Source organism: Nocardioides convexus, from assembly GCF_011090295.1.
On sequence record NZ_JAAMYA010000001.1, the window covers coordinates 2290974 to 2306836 of the forward strand.

Annotated in this window: 18 protein-coding genes and 6 pseudogenes; 15 read left to right on the plus strand and 9 right to left on the minus strand. The window is 72.9% G+C overall.

Going from position 1 to position 15863, the window contains the following annotated elements; all coding sequences use genetic code 11:
* The first annotated feature begins 29 nt into the window (after nt 1–29).
* Together G5V59_RS17150 and G5V59_RS17155 are read left to right on the plus strand one after the other, a co-directional pair.
* Nucleotides 30–431, plus strand: coding sequence for a methyltransferase domain-containing protein (locus tag G5V59_RS17150; protein ID WP_278259892.1), 402 nt, complete (start codon nt 30–32; stop codon nt 429–431).
* An 87-nt stretch (nt 432–518) separates the two neighbouring features.
* The gene (locus tag G5V59_RS17155) at nt 519–1151 is read left to right on the plus strand and encodes a hypothetical protein (protein ID WP_278257284.1); all 633 of its coding nucleotides are present in this window, start codon (nt 519–521) and stop codon (nt 1149–1151) included.
* A gap of 47 nt (nt 1152–1198) precedes the next feature.
* Here the strand turns inward: G5V59_RS17155 and G5V59_RS17160 are convergent, their stop codons facing one another.
* Together G5V59_RS17160 and G5V59_RS17165 are read right to left on the minus strand one after the other, a co-directional pair.
* The gene (locus tag G5V59_RS17160) at nt 1199–1765 is read right to left on the minus strand and encodes a hypothetical protein (RefSeq protein WP_278257285.1); all 567 of its coding nucleotides are present in this window, start codon (nt 1763–1765) and stop codon (nt 1199–1201) included.
* A gap of 39 nt (nt 1766–1804) precedes the next feature.
* Entirely contained in the window at nt 1805–2245 is a 441-nt protein-coding gene (locus tag G5V59_RS17165; RefSeq protein ID WP_278257286.1) for a hypothetical protein, read from the minus strand.
* Between the two features lie 58 nt (nt 2246–2303).
* Here G5V59_RS17165 and G5V59_RS17170 point away from each other — a divergent pair.
* The 5 genes and pseudogenes from G5V59_RS17170 to G5V59_RS17190 all read left to right on the plus strand — a co-directional run.
* Nucleotides 2304–2660, plus strand: a pseudogene (locus G5V59_RS17170) (hypothetical protein); the annotation flags it as partial.
* Nucleotides 2661–2916: 256 nt separating this feature from the next.
* Nucleotides 2917–3012 (plus strand): hypothetical protein, encoded by a 96-nt coding sequence (locus G5V59_RS17175; protein ID WP_278259893.1) that lies wholly within the window; start codon nt 2917–2919, stop codon nt 3010–3012.
* 1477 nt (nt 3013–4489) lie between these two features.
* Nucleotides 4490–4651, plus strand: coding sequence for a beta-propeller domain-containing protein (locus G5V59_RS17180; RefSeq protein ID WP_278257287.1), 162 nt, complete (start codon nt 4490–4492; stop codon nt 4649–4651).
* An 81-nt stretch (nt 4652–4732) separates the two neighbouring features.
* Nucleotides 4733–5023, plus strand: coding sequence for a hypothetical protein (locus G5V59_RS17185; RefSeq protein ID WP_278257288.1), 291 nt, complete (start codon nt 4733–4735; stop codon nt 5021–5023).
* Between the two features lie 124 nt (nt 5024–5147).
* On the plus strand, nt 5148–6758 hold the full coding sequence (locus G5V59_RS17190) for an NAD(P)-binding protein (protein ID WP_278257289.1): 1611 nt from the start codon (nt 5148–5150) through the stop codon (nt 6756–6758).
* A gap of 19 nt (nt 6759–6777) precedes the next feature.
* Here G5V59_RS17190 and G5V59_RS17195 read toward each other — a convergent pair whose 3' ends face one another.
* Nucleotides 6778–7230 (minus strand): SRPBCC family protein, encoded by a 453-nt coding sequence (locus G5V59_RS17195; protein WP_278257290.1) that lies wholly within the window; start codon nt 7228–7230, stop codon nt 6778–6780.
* Nucleotides 7231–7317: 87 nt separating this feature from the next.
* Here G5V59_RS17195 and G5V59_RS36895 point away from each other — a divergent pair.
* A pseudogene (locus tag G5V59_RS36895) lies at nt 7318–8244 on the plus strand (DUF2277 family protein); the annotation flags it as partial.
* A 168-nt stretch (nt 8245–8412) separates the two neighbouring features.
* Here the strand turns inward: G5V59_RS36895 and G5V59_RS36900 are convergent.
* Nucleotides 8413–9101: pseudogene (locus tag G5V59_RS36900) on the minus strand (metal-dependent transcriptional regulator).
* 39 nt (nt 9102–9140) lie between these two features.
* On the opposite strand from G5V59_RS36900, the gene G5V59_RS17210 reads away from it, so the two are divergent.
* The 4 genes and pseudogenes from G5V59_RS17210 to G5V59_RS36915 all read left to right on the plus strand — a co-directional run bounded on the left by G5V59_RS17210 (nt 9141) and on the right by G5V59_RS36915 (nt 11428).
* On the plus strand, nt 9141–9836 hold the full coding sequence (locus G5V59_RS17210) for a hypothetical protein (RefSeq protein ID WP_278257292.1): 696 nt from the start codon (nt 9141–9143) through the stop codon (nt 9834–9836).
* Nucleotides 9837–9908: 72 nt separating this feature from the next.
* Nucleotides 9909–10625: pseudogene (locus G5V59_RS36905) on the plus strand (alpha-amylase family glycosyl hydrolase); the annotation flags it as partial.
* 154 nt (nt 10626–10779) lie between these two features.
* Nucleotides 10780–10908, plus strand: a pseudogene (locus G5V59_RS36910) (hypothetical protein); the annotation flags it as partial.
* 151 nt (nt 10909–11059) lie between these two features.
* On the plus strand, nt 11060–11428 hold the full coding sequence (locus G5V59_RS36915; protein WP_341350964.1) for a DUF3459 domain-containing protein: 369 nt from the start codon (nt 11060–11062) through the stop codon (nt 11426–11428).
* A 15-nt stretch (nt 11429–11443) separates the two neighbouring features.
* Here G5V59_RS36915 and G5V59_RS17220 read toward each other — a convergent pair whose 3' ends face one another.
* From G5V59_RS17220 to G5V59_RS17235, 5 genes and pseudogenes are all read right to left on the minus strand, one after another.
* Complete coding sequence (locus G5V59_RS17220) at nt 11444–11914, minus strand: MarR family transcriptional regulator (protein WP_278257293.1); 471 nt, start codon at nt 11912–11914, stop codon at nt 11444–11446.
* Complete coding sequence (locus tag G5V59_RS17225) at nt 11911–12207, minus strand: hypothetical protein (RefSeq protein ID WP_278260307.1); 297 nt, start codon at nt 12205–12207, stop codon at nt 11911–11913. The genes G5V59_RS17220 and G5V59_RS17225 overlap by 4 nt, the downstream gene beginning before the upstream one ends.
* A 36-nt stretch (nt 12208–12243) precedes the next feature.
* Entirely contained in the window at nt 12244–12657 is a 414-nt protein-coding gene (locus G5V59_RS36920) for a hypothetical protein (RefSeq protein ID WP_341351236.1), read from the minus strand.
* Between the two features lie 79 nt (nt 12658–12736).
* Nucleotides 12737–13321 (minus strand): annotated as a pseudogene (locus G5V59_RS36925) (MFS transporter); the annotation flags it as partial.
* Nucleotides 13204–13584 carry a hypothetical protein gene (locus tag G5V59_RS17235; RefSeq protein WP_278257294.1) on the minus strand — a complete coding sequence of 127 codons (381 nt, stop codon included), beginning with the start codon at nt 13582–13584 and terminating at the stop codon, nt 13204–13206. The pseudogene G5V59_RS36925 and the gene G5V59_RS17235, both read right to left, overlap by 118 nt.
* A gap of 508 nt (nt 13585–14092) precedes the next feature.
* Between G5V59_RS17235 and G5V59_RS17240 the strand changes: the two genes are divergently transcribed.
* From G5V59_RS17240 to G5V59_RS36935, 3 genes are read left to right on the plus strand one after another with little or no spacing between them, the layout of a single operon-like run.
* Nucleotides 14093–15076, plus strand: a complete 984-nt coding sequence (locus G5V59_RS17240; protein WP_278257295.1) for a MetQ/NlpA family ABC transporter substrate-binding protein — start codon at nt 14093–14095, stop codon at nt 15074–15076.
* Nucleotides 15073–15375: a hypothetical protein gene (locus G5V59_RS36930; protein ID WP_341350965.1), complete on the plus strand. Its 303-nt coding sequence runs from the start codon at nt 15073–15075 to the stop codon at nt 15373–15375. The genes G5V59_RS17240 and G5V59_RS36930 overlap by 4 nt, the downstream gene beginning before the upstream one ends.
* Nucleotides 15351–15686: a hypothetical protein gene (locus G5V59_RS36935; protein WP_341350966.1), complete on the plus strand. Its 336-nt coding sequence runs from the start codon at nt 15351–15353 to the stop codon at nt 15684–15686. Before G5V59_RS36930 ends, G5V59_RS36935 begins: the two co-directional genes overlap by 25 nt.
* Nucleotides 15687–15863 lie beyond the last annotated feature (177 nt).

The window sequence follows — 15863 nt, forward strand, 5'->3', positions numbered from 1 at the left end:
CGACGCACGCTGGCCGGGCACACCGCTCGCTGGCGTCGACCTGTCGGCGGAGATGCTCGCGGTCGCCCGGGCAGCGCTGCCGCAGGCTGAGCCTGGTGCAGGTCGACATGGCGGACCTGCCGATCGAGGACGGCACGGCGAGCGTCATCACCTGCGTGACAGCGCTGCACCTGCTGGCCGAGCGGGACCCGGCGGTCGCGGCCTGGTGGCGGGCCCTGCGCCCGGGTGGGCGGCTGGTGACGGCGACCTTCCGGGCCGCGGGCACACCGGCCCGGCCGGACCTGGCCCAGGGATTCGTGCGCCGCCACGAGGACTTCGCGGACCGGGAGCTGGTGGCGGCGGCGCTCGAGGAGGGCTTCCGGCTCGAGTGGCACACCGACTGGACGTACGACGAGGAGACGCTGCTGATCTGCGTGCTGCGCCGGCGCTGAGGAACTTCTCCCAGAAAACTGCAAGGTCCCTGGGCCGGGCGGCTCCTACTCCCGACGGAACCGCCCATCACCGACCAGGGAGTCACCATGAACAGCACCACCCGCGCCGCCCTCCGCCTGCTCGTCGCCACCCCGATCGCGGTCAGTGCGATCGCCTTCGGCAGCGCCACGGCCCACGCCGACGGCATCCCCGCCGGCCCCGGCGTCATCGTGGCGCCGCCGCCGAGCGGCGACCCGACGCCGGACGGCCCGGGCGAGATCGCCGTGCCGGAGCCGAAGCCCGACCCGAAGCCGCAGGGCCCCGGCGACATCGCGAGCCCGGACCCGAAGCCCGACCCCAAGCCGCACGGGCCCGGCGACATCACCAACCCGGAGCCGAAGCCCGACCCCCACCCGCACGGCCCCGGTGACATCGCCCTCCCGGACCCGCAGGACAAGCCCGGCCAGCCCGAGGACCAGCCCGAGGACCGGGACCAGCCGGCCGGGCCGAAGCACCAGCCGGCCGGCACGCCGAAGCCGGGGGCGCCCCACGCGGAGCCGAAGGTCGTCGAGGTCGCGGACGTCGACGTCCCGAGCCGGATCGACGCGGGAGCCGGGTCCGCGCACGCCGCGGACGACGAGGACGGCGCCGGGCCGACGTGGCTGCTGGCCGGCGGCGGCGCGCTCACCGCGGCGGGCGCGGTGCTCGCGCGGCAGCGCCGGGCGCGTCGTACCCGCTGAGCACACCACGAGCAGGCGGGCTGGGGAGTGGGGCCCCGGCCCGCCTCTCAGCGTCGTTCGAAGACGATCCCGGCGCGCTGCAGCCGGGCCAGCAGTGCGTCGCCCATCGCGGTGGCGGTGGTGACCTGGCCGGAGACGTTCGGGTTCTCGTCCAGCGCCAGGCACACGGCCGACTCGGCGAGCATCTTCGCGGTCTCGGTGTAGCCCGGGTCGCCGCCGGAGACCCGGGTGTGCACAGTCGTGCCGGCCGACTCGGCGACGAAGTCGACGGTGAACCACGACTTCTCGCGACGGCTCGCCGAGGGACCCTCGCCCTGCGGGACCCGCTTGAGCAGGGCCTTGCGCAGCGGCGGGACCTGGGAGGCCAGGGTCAGCCCGCCGACGCCGACGGCACCGCCCGCGGCGTAGCGCAGGGTCTTCGTCCCGGCGTAGTGGGAGTAGGTGAACGCCGGACCGTACGACGCCAGCGCGGCCCCGCTCCGCGCCACCACGAACGGGTCGATGGTCGGCAGCGGCAGCAGCCAGTAGCCGAGACTCGGCGTCGCGACGCGGTGAGCCGACCGAGGCCCGCGAGCGGCGCCCCTCCGGCCGCGGCTCCATCCGCCGCCGGGCACCGGAGGCCTCCTTCATCTGCCGCGCGCGGGAGAAGGCCGTCAGCGCGGAGTGGAAGGTCCCGCCGGAGAACCCGGCCTTGGAGCGGACCACCCCACGCAGGGCGACCGGCGCGGTGATCTCCCCGCCGAGGCTCCTTCGCGAGCCTCCTGGATCGTGAAGTACGCCCCGATGTCGTGCGGGATCGAGTCGAAGCCGCACGAGTGCACCAGCCGCGCGCCCGAGCCCTCGGCGGTGGCGTTGTGCTCGACGTAGGCCCGGTCGACGAACTCCGGCTCGCCGGTCAGGTCGACGTAGTCGGTGCCGGCGGCGGCGCAGGCGGCGACGAGGGGGCCACCGAACTGGATGTAGGGCCCGACGGTGGTCGCGACCACCTTGGTCGTGCGCACCACCTCGGCGAGCGAGTCGGGGTCCGCGGCGTCGGCCACGAGCAGCGGCAGGTCCGCCAGCGCCGGGTTGGTGCGGGCGAGCCGCTCGCGCACCGCCTCCAGGCTTGGTCTCGCTGCGACCGGCGATCGCCCACCGCAGAGCCGCGTCGCCGTGGGCGGCGAGGTAGTCGGCGGTGAGCCCGCCGGTGAAGCCGGTCGCGCCGAAGAGGACCACGTCGTACGGACGGGAGTTTGTCTGCCATGCCTCGGAGTCTTTCATCACCGATGGAACCCGGCGCAAGCCTCGTCCCGTCATAGGTTCAGCACGTTCAACCGGAAGACGGAGCACCCGTGGAACCAGAGCACGAGTCGGCCTACGCCGACTACGTCGAGCAGAGCCTGGCCCTCGCTGGTCCGCGCCGCCGTCTTCCTCGGCGCCCGGCCCGACGAGGCGGAGGACCTGGCCCAGACCACCCTGGTGCGCTGCTACACCGCCTGGGAGCGGGTCAGCAACGTCGACAACCGCGACGCCTACGTCTACCGGATGCTGCTCAACTGCCTGCGCGACACGCGTCGTACCCGCTGGTGGAAGGACCGCCAGTACGACGCACCCGAGGCCGTCGAGCGGCCCGCGACCGAGCGCGGCGGGGACGCCGCCGAGCGGGTCGCGATCGCCGATGCCGTGCACCGCGCGCTCGGCTCCCTGACCAAGCCGAACCGGGAGGTCGTGGTGCTGCGCTACTTCGTCCAGGCTCTCGGAGCGGCAGACGGCGGAGGCACTCGGGGTGCCTGCCGGGACCGTGAAGAGCCGGCTCTCCCGGGCGCTGTCCCACCTCGCCGCCAACGACCACCTCCTCGACCTGTCCGGAGGGACGAAGTGACCGACCTCGAACGACTCTGGGACGACTACGACGCCGGCCGCGCGCCGGTCACCGCCATCCTGGCCGCCGCCGCGGGCGAGCGGCGCCGCCGTCGCCGACTGCTCGTCCGGCCGCTGGTCACCGCGGGCCTGGTCACCGGGCTCGCCGGCGCCTTCGTCGCCGGGACGCTGGTGCGCGGCTCCGGCCCCGGTGACCCGCCGGGGCTCGACGCGCTGCCGCGGCGTGCCGCCTTCCAGGCCGACCTGAAGCCGGCGAGGTCGTGCGACGACCTGCTCGCGACGTACCGGACGCGGGGGAAGGCGCTCGTCAGCCCCTGGGGCTGGGGAGACGCGCGGGACTACGTCGCACTCGACAACGGAGCGGCGCTCGACGGGGTGGGCAACCTCAACGACCTCAGCACCACCGCCAAGTCGCTCGCTCCTCTCCGGAGGAACGCCCAGGCTCCCCCAGACCGACCGCGTCACCAACAGCGCGACCGGCACCAACGTCCAGGAGGCCGGGATCGACGAGCCGGACACCGTCAAGACCGACGGCAAGGTGCTCGCCACGATGCGCGAGAGCCGGCTCACCCTCTACGACGTGACCGGCACCTCCACCGCGACCCTCGGCTCGCTCGCCCTGCCCGGTGTCGCGGACGCCGAGATCCTGCTCGCCGACGACACGATCGTCGCGATCGGCGGCGACACGAGCAGCCCGCCGGAGCGCCCCGGCACCCGGGTCGTGACGATCTCGATCGCGGACCCGAGGGAGCCGAGGATCGCCGAGGACGTCCGGTACGACGCCGCGAGCCTCTCCGCGCGCCAGCACGGCAGCGCGATCCGGCTGGTGCTGCAGTCCGGGCTGCCGGACCTGCCGTTCGTCGAGCCGGGCGGCAAGCGCACGCAGGCGCAGGCGCAGCGCGAGAACCGCGCCCTCGTCGACAAGACCACCATCGAGGACTGGCTGCCGACGGTGACCAGCGACGGCAAGAGCCGCCGGCTGCTCGACTGCACCGATGTCGCGGTGCCCTCCGAGGACCTGGCGCTCGCCACGACCAGCATCGTCGGCTTCGACGCCGACCGCGCCACCACCCTCGACGCGATCGGGCTGGCCGGGCGGACCGGGATCGCCTACGAGTCCGCGAACCACCTGTACCTCGCCACCCAGGACGCCTCGCCGGTCTGGGAGCGCGGCATCGGCGACTGCACGATCCCGACCTGCGGGATGCCGTCACCGGGCACGGACACCGGCTCGTCGTACCTCTTCGACTTCGCGCTCGACGGCGCCGCCGCCACCCACGTCGCCTCCGGCGAGGTGGAGGGTGCGATCCGCGACCGGTGGTCGATGGACGAGGCGGGCGACGTGCTCCGCGTCGCCGTCAGCCCGACCCGCCAGACCGGGCCTTTCAACTCCGTGGTCACCCTCCGCCGCCAGGGCACCGACCTGGTCGAGGAGGGCCGCCTCGACGGGCTCGGGCTCAACGAGGAGCCTCAAGTCGGTGCGGTGGTTCGACGACCTGGCCGTGCTGGTGACCTACCGGCGCAAGGACCCGCTCTACGCCGTGAACCTCACCGACACCGCGCACCCGAGGCTGCTCGGCAAAGCTCGACGTCCCCGGCTTCTCCTCCTACCTGCACCCGCTCGGGAGCCTGGCGGATGATCGGCGTCGGCGAGGGGCCGAGCGCCTACGGCTGGGGTGCCCGGATCGGGCTGTTCGACGTCCGCGACGTCACGAAGGTCCGTGAGACTCGACACCTTCGGCTTCGGCCGTGACTTCCGGGCGCTCGCCGGCACCGACCCGCGCGCGTTCACCTGGCTCCCCGCGAAGCGCACGTTCATCACCGTGCTGGAGCGCGACGCCGGCCGCCGGGTCGGGTACGTCGCGGTGGTGCACCTGGCCGAGCGTCACCTGCACCCGCGGCTGGTCCAGGTGGAGTACGGCGACGACGTGGACCACGTGCGCGCCGTACCGATGCCGGACGGGCGGGTCGTGCTGGTCACCGGGGACAAGGCGCAGTTCTTCGAGCTCTAGGCCCGGTTGGCACCGCGGGTGTTCGGCGCGCCCTGGTGGGTACCTCTCGGCGACACCGACGAGGGAGGCCGGCGATGAGGGCAGTGCCACGGCAGGGACGGCGGGACGTGCGGGTGGGCACCCGGTGACCGCGGTGGACGCCGTCGTCATCGGGGCGGGGCCCAACGGCCTGGTCGCCGCCAACGCCCTGGTCGACGCGGGCTGGGAGGTGCTGCTCGTCGAGGCCAACGAGACCTGTGGCGGCGCGGTGCGCACCGCCGAGGTGACCGCGCCGGGCTTCCGCAACGACCTGTTCAGCGCGTTCTACCCGCTCGCGGCGGCCTCGCCGGTCATCGCCGGCCTCGACCTGCACCACCACGGCCTGGAGTGGACGCAGGCGCCGGTCGTCATGGCCCACGTGCTCCCCGACGACCGGGCCGCCGTGCTGCACCGGCGGGTGGAGGACACCGCGGCCGGGCTGGAGGAGTTCGCGGCCGGCGACGGCGAGGCCTGGCTGGCGCTGTGGGAGCAGTGGTCGCGGGTCCGCGACCCGCTGCTCGACGCCCTCTTCACCCCCTTCCCGCCGGTGCGCTCGGCGCTGCGCCTGTTGCGGGCGCTCGGCACGGCGGACGCGCTGGAGATGCTGCGCCAGGCGGTCCTGCCCGTGCACCGCCTCGCCGACGAGCGGTTCGGCGGCGAGGGCGCCGCGGTGCTGCTGACCGGCAACGCGATGCACTCCGACGTCGGACCGGACGCCGCGGGCAGCGGGATGTTCGGCTGGCTGATGAGCATGCTCGCGCAGGACGTCGGATTCCCCCGTCCCCGTCGGCGGCGCCCAGCGTCTCGCCGACGCGCTCGTCTCCCGGCTGCAGGCCGGCGGCGGGCAGGTGCGCACGGGGATCCGCGTCGAGCGGGTCGAGGTCGAGCACGGCCGGGCGAGCGGCGTACGGCTCGCCGACGGCACCCGGGTCACCGCCCGCCGCGCGGTGCTCGCCGACGTCGACGCGCCCACGCTCTACGAGCGGCTGGTCGGGCGCGAGCACCTCCCCGCGCGGACCGCCGACGCGCTGGACCGCTTCCACTGGGACAACCCGACACTCAAGCTCAACTGGGCGCTGCGCACGCCAGCGCCGTGGACCGCCGCGGGCGCGCACGGCGCTGGGACGGTGCACCTCGGCGTCGACGAGGACGGCTTCGTCGACTTCGCCGCCGACCTGTCGACCCAGCGGGTGCCGCGCCGGCCGTTCGTGCTGGTCGGACAGATGACCACCGCCGACGCGACCCGCTCCCCCGCCGGCACCGAGAGCGTGTGGGCCTACACCCACGTCCCGCACGCGATCGCGGGCGACGACGAGGCGCTGGCCGTGGTGGCCGACCGGGTCCGCTCGGCGATCGAGGACGCCGCACCCGGGTTCGCCGACGCCGTGCTCGCCGAGCACGTGCAGTGGCCGCGCGACATCGAGGGCGCCGACTCCAACCTGGTCGACGGTGCCATCAACGCCGGTACGTCGGGCATCCACCAGCAGGCTCGTCTTCCGCCCGCTGCCCGGCCTGGGCCGCCCGGAGACGCCGGTCCCCGGGCTCTACCTCGCCGGCGCCTCGGCCCACCCGGGCGGCGGGGTGCACGGCGCGTGCGGCTGGAACGCGGCCCGCTCGGCCCTCGGGGACAGCGGTGGCCCGCGCGCCGCGGTGCGCAAGAAGCCTGCTCGGCACCGCCTGGTCGCGCCTGCTGGACCAGGCCGTCCGCGCGGACTGAGCCTCAGGGCCTCAGGGCCTCAGGCGCGGCCCTCGGCGATGTAGGCCAGGCGGCGCAGGGTCTCGCGGTTGCGGGGCACGATCGCCGCCTGGCGGGCCGGGCGCGGCACGAGCGAGCCCGGTCCCTTCACGGCGTCCTCGCGGATGGAGACCAGCGAGCCGGTCCCCTCCGGCTCGATCTCCAGCAGCACCTCCGCGGCACCCGCGGGCCAGCCGTGCGCCTGGAGTCGCAGCAGCCGCGGGGGCCGGGACTCCAGCACCTCGGACTTGTCGTCGAGGAGCAGCGGCCAGTTGCCCACCGAGTGGTGCAGCCGGGCGCCGGCGGCGGGCCAGGCCTCGTCGACGTCGCGCATCCGGGCCGCGCCGACGACCCAGGTGGGGTACAGCCAGCCGTCGCTCAGCACCTCCCAGACCTGCTCGGGGGTCGCGGCCACACTGCGTCGTACGGCGGGGACGTGGGCGAGGTCGCTCATCGCACTCCTCGGTCTCTGGGGGCGGGATCCCCGCGTGGTACCCGCCGGACCCGAGCACAGTCCGGCCGCGCGACGTACCGTGGTGGCATGTGCCGCAACATCCGCCCGCTCAACAACTTCGAGCCGCCGGCGACCTCCACCGAGGTGAGCGCCGCCGCCCTGCAGTTCGTGCGCAAGGTCAGCGGCACGACGAAGCCGAGCCAGGCCAACCAGGCCGCCTTCGACGAGGCGGTCCACCAGATCGCCCACATCACCGAGCACCTGCTCGAGCAGGCTGGTGACGACCGCGCCGCCGAAGAACCGCGAGGTCGAGGCGCAGAAGGCCCGCGAGCGGGCCCGGCTGCGCTACGGCGCATGACCCTGCTCGACCCGGTCACGACCGACGCGGCGCTGGCCCGCTGCGCCGAGGGACCGCTCGTCCTGCTCACCGGCGCCGGCCTGTCGACGGACTCCGGCATCCCGGACTACCGCGGCCCGGGCGCCCCGGTGCGGATGCCGATGACCTACCAGGAGTTCGTCTCCGGCCCGGCCGCCCGGCAGCGGTACTGGGCGCGCAGCCACCTCGGCTGGTCCCGGATGCGACGCGCCGAGCCGAACGCCGGCCACCGCGCCGTCGCCGCCCTCGGCGCCGGTCTCGTCATCACCCAGAACGTCGACGGCCTCCACGAGGCCGCCGGCACGCCCCGCACGATCGCCCTGCACGGGCGGATCGCGGACGTGGTGTGCCTCTCCTGCCGTCGTACGACGCCGCGGGCCGCGCTGCAGCAGCGGCTCGACGACGCCAACCCCGGCTGGGCCGCGGCGCACGCCGACGTGGCGGTGCGCCCGGACGGCGACGTCGACCTCGACGACACGGCCGGCTTCGTCGTCCCCGGCTGCGGGGACTGCGAGGGCATCCTCAAGCCCGACGTCGTCTTCTTCGGCGAGAACGTCCCCAAGCCCCGGGTCGAGCGCTGCTACGCCGCCGTCGAGGCACTGGGCGCGGACGGCACCCTGCTCGTGGCCGGGTCCAGCCTGACCGTGATGAGCGGCCTCCGCTTCGTCCGGCGCGCGGCCCAGCGCGGCACGCCGGTGGTGATCGTCAACCGGGGCCCCACGCGCGGCGACGACCTGGCGACGTACAAGGTCGAGGCGGGCACGAGCGAGTGGCTGACCACGCTGGCGGCGGCCCGGAGTCGACGCCTACAACCGCTTGACGAAGATGTGGTCCGCGGCCTCGGGGAAGATCTCCGCGGACTCACCGCCGGACCCGACCAGCACCCCGTCGGGCGTGGCCTGGATCGTGATCGTCTTGTCCGGCAGCGCGCCGACCCGGTGCATGGCGCTCATCAGCGCCTCGTCCTTCTGCATCTCCTCCGAGATCCGGCGCACGAGGGCCAGGGAGCTCTCCTTCGACGCGGCCCGCGAGAGCGGCTCGACGTCGTCCATGAAGTCCTCGGCGGTCTTGTCCTCGCCGAGTCTCGTCCAGGCCCGGGATCGGGTTGCCGTACGGCGACTCGGTCGGGTGGTTCAGCAGGTCGAGCAGGCGGCGCTCCACGGTCTCGGACATGACGTGCTCCCAGCGGCACGCCTCCTCGTGGACCTGCTCCCAGTCCAGGCCGATCACGTCGACGAGCAGGCGCTCGGCGAGGCGGTGCTTGCGCATGACGCGGGTGGCGAGCCGGCGGCCGTCGTCGGTGAGCTCGAGGTGGCGGTCGCCCTCGACGGTGAGCAGTCCGTCGCGCTCCATCCGGGCCACGGTCTGCGACACGGTCGGGCCGCTCTGGTGGAGGCGCTCGGCGATCCGGGCACGCAGCGGGACGATCCCCTCCTCGATCAGCCTCATAGATCGTGCGGAGGTACATCTCGGTGGTGTCGATCAGGTCGCTCACCCGACCATTGTTGCGCATGGTGCTGGCAGGCTGGTCGTCGTGACCACCCTGCTCGTCCCCCACCGCTTCAACGGCCCACCCCGCTCCGGCAACGGCGGCTGGGTGGCCGGCGCCCTCGCCGCCCGGCTGCCGGGCCAGGGACTCGGCCGGCCGATCACCGTCACCCTCCGCCAGCCCCCTCCGCTGGAGACCCCGCTGACCTTGGCCGTCACCGACGGCGGCGCGTCGATCAGCCACGACGGGCGCCCGGTCGCTGTCGCGACCTACGCCGAGGACGCGCTCGTCCCGGTCGCACCGGTCCTGGCGACGCGGGCCGCCGAGGCCGAGGAGGCCTACGCCGGGCACCGGCTGCACCCCTTCCCCACCTGCTTCGTCTGCGGCACCGACCGGCGCCCCGGCGACGGGCTGCGGATCTTCCCCGGACCGGTGGGCACCGAGCGCGTGGCGGCCACCTGGACGCCGTACGAGAGCAGCGTGGCGCTCGCCTGGGCCGCTCTCGACTGTCCCGGCGGCTGGTCCTCGGACCTGGAGGGCCGGCCCTCCGTGCTGGGCCGCATCACCGTCGAGGTGCGCCACCTGCCGCACACCTCGCAGCGCTATGTCGTCGTGGGCGAGCAACGCGCCCTCGACGGCCGCAAGACGTTCACCGCGGCCACGCTCTACGGGGCCGGCGACGAGGTCGTCGCCACCGCCGAGCACGTGTGGATCGCGATCGACCCGGAGGAGTTCCGATGACCAGCACGAGCCACCCCTGGTGGTACGACGCCGTCGTCTACCAGGTCTACGTCCGCAGACTTCGCCGACGAGATGCCGACGCCCGGCGACGGGATCGGCGACCTGGCCGGCATCACCTCGCGGCTGCCGTACCTGCGCACCCTCGGCGTGGACGCGCTGTGGATCACCCCGTTCTACCGCTCGCCCCAGAAGGACCACGGCTACGACGTGGCGGACTACCGCGACGTGGACCCGCTCTTCGGCGACCTGGCCGCCTTCGACACCCTGCTCGCGACGGCCCACGACCTGGGCCTGCGGGTCATCGTCGACCTGGTGCCGAACCACACCTCCGACCAGCACGTGTGGTTCCAGGAGGCGCTCGCCGCGGCGCCTGGCTCGCCCGAGCGGGCACGCTACCTGTTCCGCGAGGGCAGGGGGAAGGACGGCAGCGAGCCGCCCAACAACTGGCAGTCGATCTTCGGCGGTCCCGCCTGGACCCGCGTGCCCGATGGTCAGTGGTACCTGCACCTGTTCGACACCTCGCAGCCCGACCTGGACTGGCGCAACCCCGAGGTCGGCGACATGTTCGAGGGGGTGCTCCGGTTCTGGCTGGACCGCGGCGTCGACGGCTTCCGGGTGGACGTCGCCCACGGGCTCTTCAAGGAGGCGTCCCTGCGCGACCAGGTCCTGCCGGAGAAGAGCGAGGACGCCGCCAAGCAGGCCGAGTCGATGGTCGAGCGGGTCGTGCGCGACGAGCCGATGTGGGAGCAGCCGGAGGTGCACGAGGTCTACCGCCGCTGGCGCAAGGTCCTCGACTCCTACCCCGGCGACCGGATGGCCGTCGCCGAGGCGTGGACCCAGACGCCGGAGGCGATGGCAGAGTTCATCCGGCCCGACGAGTTCGGACCAGGCGTTCAACTTCGCCTGGCTCTCCACGCCCTGGTCGGCGAAGGAGTTCGCGGAGGTGATCGAGGGCTCCATCGCCGCGGTCGCGACCGCGCAGGCGGCGCCCACCTGGGTCCTGTCGAACCACGACGTGGTCCGCCACCCCACCCGGTACGGCGGAGGGCCGGCCGGCGTCGCCCGCGGCCGCGCCGCGACGCTCGCCATGCTCGCCCTGCCCGGCTCGGCGTACCTCTACCAGGGCGAGGAGCCTCGGCCTGGAGCAGGTCGACGTGCCGCCCGAGGCGCGGCAGGACCCCTCGTGGTTCCGCACCGGCGAGCCGGGGCGCGACGGCTGCCGGGTGCCGGTCCCGTGGTCGGGCACGGCACCGCCGTACGGCTTCGGCGGCGCGGAGGGCAGCCAGCCGTGGATCCCGCAGCCGACGGACTGGGCGGGGCTGACGGTCGCGGCCCAGCAGGCCGACCCGGACTCGACGCTGGCGTTCTACCGCCGAGCCCTGACGGCCCGGCGCGCGGTGTTCGCGGGGGCGGACGAGACGACGGTCGCAGAGTCCGAGGACGACGTGCTGGTGGTGCGCCGGGCGGGTGTCACGGTCGTCGTCAACACCGGTGTCGAGCCGGTCGCCCTGCCGGTGGGCGAGGTGCTGATCAGCAGCGGTCCGTTGCCCGGCGGGGTGCTCCCGCCGGACACGGCCGCGTGGATCCGCTGAGACCTCCGCGGCGGCTCAGCAGCCGTCGCCGGGCTCGCTGAGCGCCTCGTTGTAGCGGTGGAGCGAGGCCGCGAAGGCCCGCATCTCCTCCGGTGACCACTCGCCCAGACGCTCGACGAGCAGGGCCCGCCGGTCGTCGGCGACCTGCTCGAGGCGCCGTACGGCGTCGGCGCTGGCGGTCAGCAGGGTCGCCCGGCCGTCCTCGGGGTCGGGCGAGCGGTCGAGCAGGCCGAGGTCGATGAGGTGCTGGACCTGCCGGCTGATCGCACCCTTGTCGATGTCGAGCACCTGGCCCACGGCCGAGGCCCGCACGGGCCCGTGGTCGCGGACGTAGCCCAGCATCAGGTACGACGAGGGCAGCAGGTCCGGGTGCACGGCCCGGGCCCGCTCGCCGATCACCCGGCGGACGCGGCGGATCAGCACGCCGACCTCCGCCTCGAGCTCGCGCAGCGCGTCGCTGCGCGAGCCGGTGGCGACCGTGGTCATCGCCGGTTCCCCACCTGCGCGCTGTCGCCCTCGACGTCGTACGCCGGGTAGTCGACGGCCTCGCTGGTGGCGAGCACGCCCGCCTGGATCTCGGACTCGGCGACGCTGGGACCGTTGCTGGTCCGCAGCGGCACCTCCTTGATGAACAGGATGCAGACGAAGGCGACCACCGCGAACGGGGCGGCGACCATGAACAGGTGGCCGACCGCGTCACCGAACGAGGCCTCGTAGAGCGAGCGGATCGGCGCGGGCAGCGACTTCAGGTCCGGGATGTCGCCGGTGGAGTGCTGCATCGCTGCGAGTCTGCTCCTGGCTGATCTTGCCGGCCTTCACCAGCCTGCAGGACGCCGTCCTTGACGCTGCTGCTGACCTGGTGGGCGAGCACCGCGCCGAGCGCGGCGACACCGGCGGAGCCACCGATGGAGCGGAACATCGCGACCACCGAGCCTGGCGGCACCGAGGTCCTCGGGGGCGGTGTTGTTCTGCACCGAGAGCACCAGGTTCTGCATGGTGGCACCGAGGCCCACACCGACGATCGCCATGAAGAGACCGACCACGACCAGCGGGGTCTCCGCGTCGATCGTGCCGAGCAGCGAGATGCCGGCGATGACCATCACCATGCCGCCGACCAGCCAGCGCTTCCACAGCCCGGTGCGGGTGATGACCCGGCCGCTGACGATGCTGGAGACGAGCAGTCCGCCGACCATCGCGATCGACATCAGGCCGGCCTCGGTCGGGCTCATCCCGCGGGCGAGCCTGGAAGTACTGGCTGAGGTAGACCGTGGCGCCGAACATCGCGACACCGATCATCACCGACGCGGCGGTCGCCAGCGCGGTGGTGCGGTCGCGGAACAGGCGCAGCGGGATGACCGGCTCGGAGGCGACCTTGGCCTCGACCCACAGGGCCGCGCCGATCAGGACGATGCTGCCGGCGACGAGCGCGGCCGACGTACCGGAGATCCAGTCGAAGTTGGTGCCGGCCAGGCTGACCCAGACCAGGATGAGGCTGATGCCGCTCATGATGAGCGTGGCGCCGACGTAGTCGATCTTGACCTCGCGCTTGATCGTCGGCAGGTGCAGGGTCTTCTGCAGCACGACGAAGGCGACGATCGCGACCGGGATGCCGACGATGAAGCAGCCGCGCCAGCCCAGTGGGCTGTCCACGACGAGACCGCCGAGGAGCGGTCCGCTGACGGTCGCGGTGGCGAAGACCGCGCCGATGTAGCCGCTGTAACGGCCCCGCTCGCGCGGGGAGACCATCGAGGCGATGACGACCTGGACCAGGGCGGTCAGGCCGCCGACGCCGAGGCCCTGGAAGGCGCGCGCGCCGATGAGGACGCCCATGTTGGGCGCCGTGGCGGCGACGACGGAGCCGATGGAGAAGATGACCAGCGCGGCCTGGACCAGCGAACTTCTTGCTGAACAGGTCGGCCAGCCTTGCCCCAGATCGGGGTGGTGGCGGTCATCGTGAGCAGGGTGGCGACGACGACCCACGTGTAGCCGGTCTGGCTGCCGTGCAGGTCGGTCACGATCGCGGGCAGCGCGTTGCTGACCACGGTGCTGGAGAGCATGGCCACGAACATCGCCAGGAGGAGCCCGGTCAGGGCCTCCAGGATCTCGCGGTGGGTCATCTGACCCGGTACGGCGGTCGCCGTGGAACTAGTTGACATGCATCAACCATATGCCGAATGGTTGACGACGGCAACTTTCCGTGACACGGAACACCTCGCGGCGCCCGCCCGGAAAAAGCAGCGACCCGCAGGAGTGGCTCGTCGGAGCCTCACCCGGCGGATGGACCGGGCTCACCTGCGGGTCGGGTGGCTGCTGTTGGATTCGCGGGCAGCCGCATCCTTGGAGTGCAGGCTGCTAGCGAGCAGCCACCTCACGCATCCGATGAGAAATCATTCTTCGGACCACCTCCTTTCCCGTGTGCGAAAAGACTAGGCCGCACCTCGCCGCCGGACAACGGGTTTTGCCGAGCGCTCTCGCGCAGGCCGGCGACGTTGCGCCGGTCACACCGGGGAATGCCTGCCCACCCCACCTCCTTGAGCCGACCGTCGGGTCACCCAAGCCCGATTAATCGAATCGAGTTACTTGCCTTTAAGGTGGGCGACTCATCGGCCACCCGCCGCCCACCGGTGCGACCACCCGTCGCGCCCACCCGAGAAGAGGAAGACGATGTCGGACCAGACTCCCCTCATCGAAGCCCCCAAGTCCCGCGTGCCGCTGATCGCCGGCGTCGTCGTGGTCGTGCTCGCCATCATCGGCGTGGTGACCTTCTTCGCCGTCCGCGGCGGGGACGACGCTCCTCGCGCGACCGGTGGCGACAAGGCGCCGGCGCTGTCGAAGGACAAGCCGGTCAAGGTCGTCATCGGCGCGGTCAGCGCCAGCGACCCCTACTGGGAGACGCTGAAGGAGCGCGCCAAGGACGCCGGCATCGACCTGGAGATCAAGGACTTCGCCGACTACGCCCAGGCCAACCCGGCACTGAGCCAGGGTGAGACTGGACGTCAACCAGTTCCAGCACCTCGTCTACCTCGCCCAGTACAACGTCGCGAACGACGACGACCTGGTGCCGATCGGCGCGACCGCGATCTACCCGCTGGGCCTCTACTCCAAGAAGTACAAGGACGTCGCCGACATCCCCGAGGGCTCGACCGTGGTGGTCCCCGACGACGACTCCAACCAGGCCCGCGGCCTGCTGGTCCTGCAGTCGGCCGGCCTGGTCAGGCTCAAGGGCGGCGGCTCGGCCTTCTCCACCATCGCCGACGTCGACACCGCGGCCTCGAAGGTCAAGGTCAAGGCCCTCCAGGCCGACCTCACGCCTACCTCGCTGCCCGACGTGGCCGCGGCCATCATCAACAACGACTTCGTCGAGGACGCCGGCCTGAAGTTCTCCGACGCCATCGCCAAGGACGACCCGAAGGACCCCAAGGCGCTGCCCTACGTGAACGTCTTCGTGGCCCGCGCCGAGGACAAGGACAACGAGGCGCTCAAGAAGCTCGTCGAGGTCTACCAGACCAGCAAGGACGTGCTCGACGGCGCCAACGAGGCCTCGGGCGGCACGGCGCAGTTCCTCACCACCAGCCCGGCCGAGCTCCAGGCCAGCCTGGACGAGGTCGAGACGCAGCTGCGCGCCACCAAGAAGTGATCTCGCAGTGAGCACAGCACTGGTCGAGCCTGCGCGAGGTCGTCAAGGAGTTCCCGGGCGCTGGTCGGGGCGCACCCGCCCAGCGTGCCGTGGACGGCGTCGACCTCAGCGTGGAGCGGGGCGAGATCTTCGCGATCATCGGCTACTCCGGGGCAGGCAAGTCCACCCTGGTGCGACTGGTCAACGCCCTGGAGCCGGTCACCTCGGGGAGCGTGGTCGTCGACGGCGTCGACGTCACCACGCTCTCCGAGCGGGCCTTGCGCGAGCCTGCGCCGCGGCATCGGCATGGTCTTCCAGCAGTTCAACCTGATGGAGTCGCGCACGGTGTGGGGCAACCTCGCGTTCCCGCTCACCGTCGCGGGGGTCGGCAAGGCCGAGCAGCAGAAGCGGATCTCCGAGTTCGCTGCACTTCGTCGGCCTCGCCGACAAGGCGCACGCCCGGGTCACCGACCTGTCCGGCGGGCAGAAGCAGCGCGTCGGCATCGCCCGCGCGCTCGCCACCAGCCCTCGGCTGCTGCTCGCCGACGAGGCCACCAGCGCTCTCGACCCGGACACCACCCGCGACGTGCTCGACCTGCTCGCCAAGGTCAACCGCGAGCCTGGGCATCACCATCTTGCTGATCACCCACGAGATGGACGCCGTACGACGCATCGCGCACCGGGTCGCGGTGATGGAGTCCGGCAAGGTGGTCGAGTCCGGGCCGGTGCTCGACGTCTTCACCGCACCGCAGCACCCGGTGACCCGGCGCTTCGTCAGTACCGTCGTCGACGACCTGCCGCCCGACGACGTGGTCGCCG

What these genes read in the sequence shown, in the direction of transcription:
- G5V59_RS17195 (WP_278257290.1), bottom strand. Translation starts at nt 7,230, where the DNA reads ATGAGCGACCTCGCCCACGTCCCCGCCGTACGACGCAGTGTGGCCGCG.
- G5V59_RS17225 (WP_278260307.1), bottom strand. Translation starts at nt 12,207, where the DNA reads ATGCAGCACTCCACCGGCGACATCCCGGACCTGAAGTCGCTGCCCGCG.
- G5V59_RS17235 (WP_278257294.1), bottom strand. Translation starts at nt 13,584, where the DNA reads ATGTCAACTAGTTCCACGGCGACCGCCGTACCGGGTCAGATGACCCAC.
- G5V59_RS17240 (WP_278257295.1), top strand. Translation starts at nt 14,093, where the DNA reads ATGTCGGACCAGACTCCCCTCATCGAAGCCCCCAAGTCCCGCGTGCCG.
- G5V59_RS17155 (WP_278257284.1), top strand. Translation starts at nt 519, where the DNA reads ATGAACAGCACCACCCGCGCCGCCCTCCGCCTGCTCGTCGCCACCCCG.
- G5V59_RS36935 (WP_341350966.1), top strand. Translation starts at nt 15,351, where the DNA reads ATGGTCTTCCAGCAGTTCAACCTGATGGAGTCGCGCACGGTGTGGGGC.
- G5V59_RS36920 (WP_341351236.1), bottom strand. Translation starts at nt 12,657, where the DNA reads ATGAGCCCGACCGAGGCCGGCCTGATGTCGATCGCGATGGTCGGCGGA.
- G5V59_RS17220 (WP_278257293.1), bottom strand. Translation starts at nt 11,914, where the DNA reads ATGACCACGGTCGCCACCGGCTCGCGCAGCGACGCGCTGCGCGAGCTC.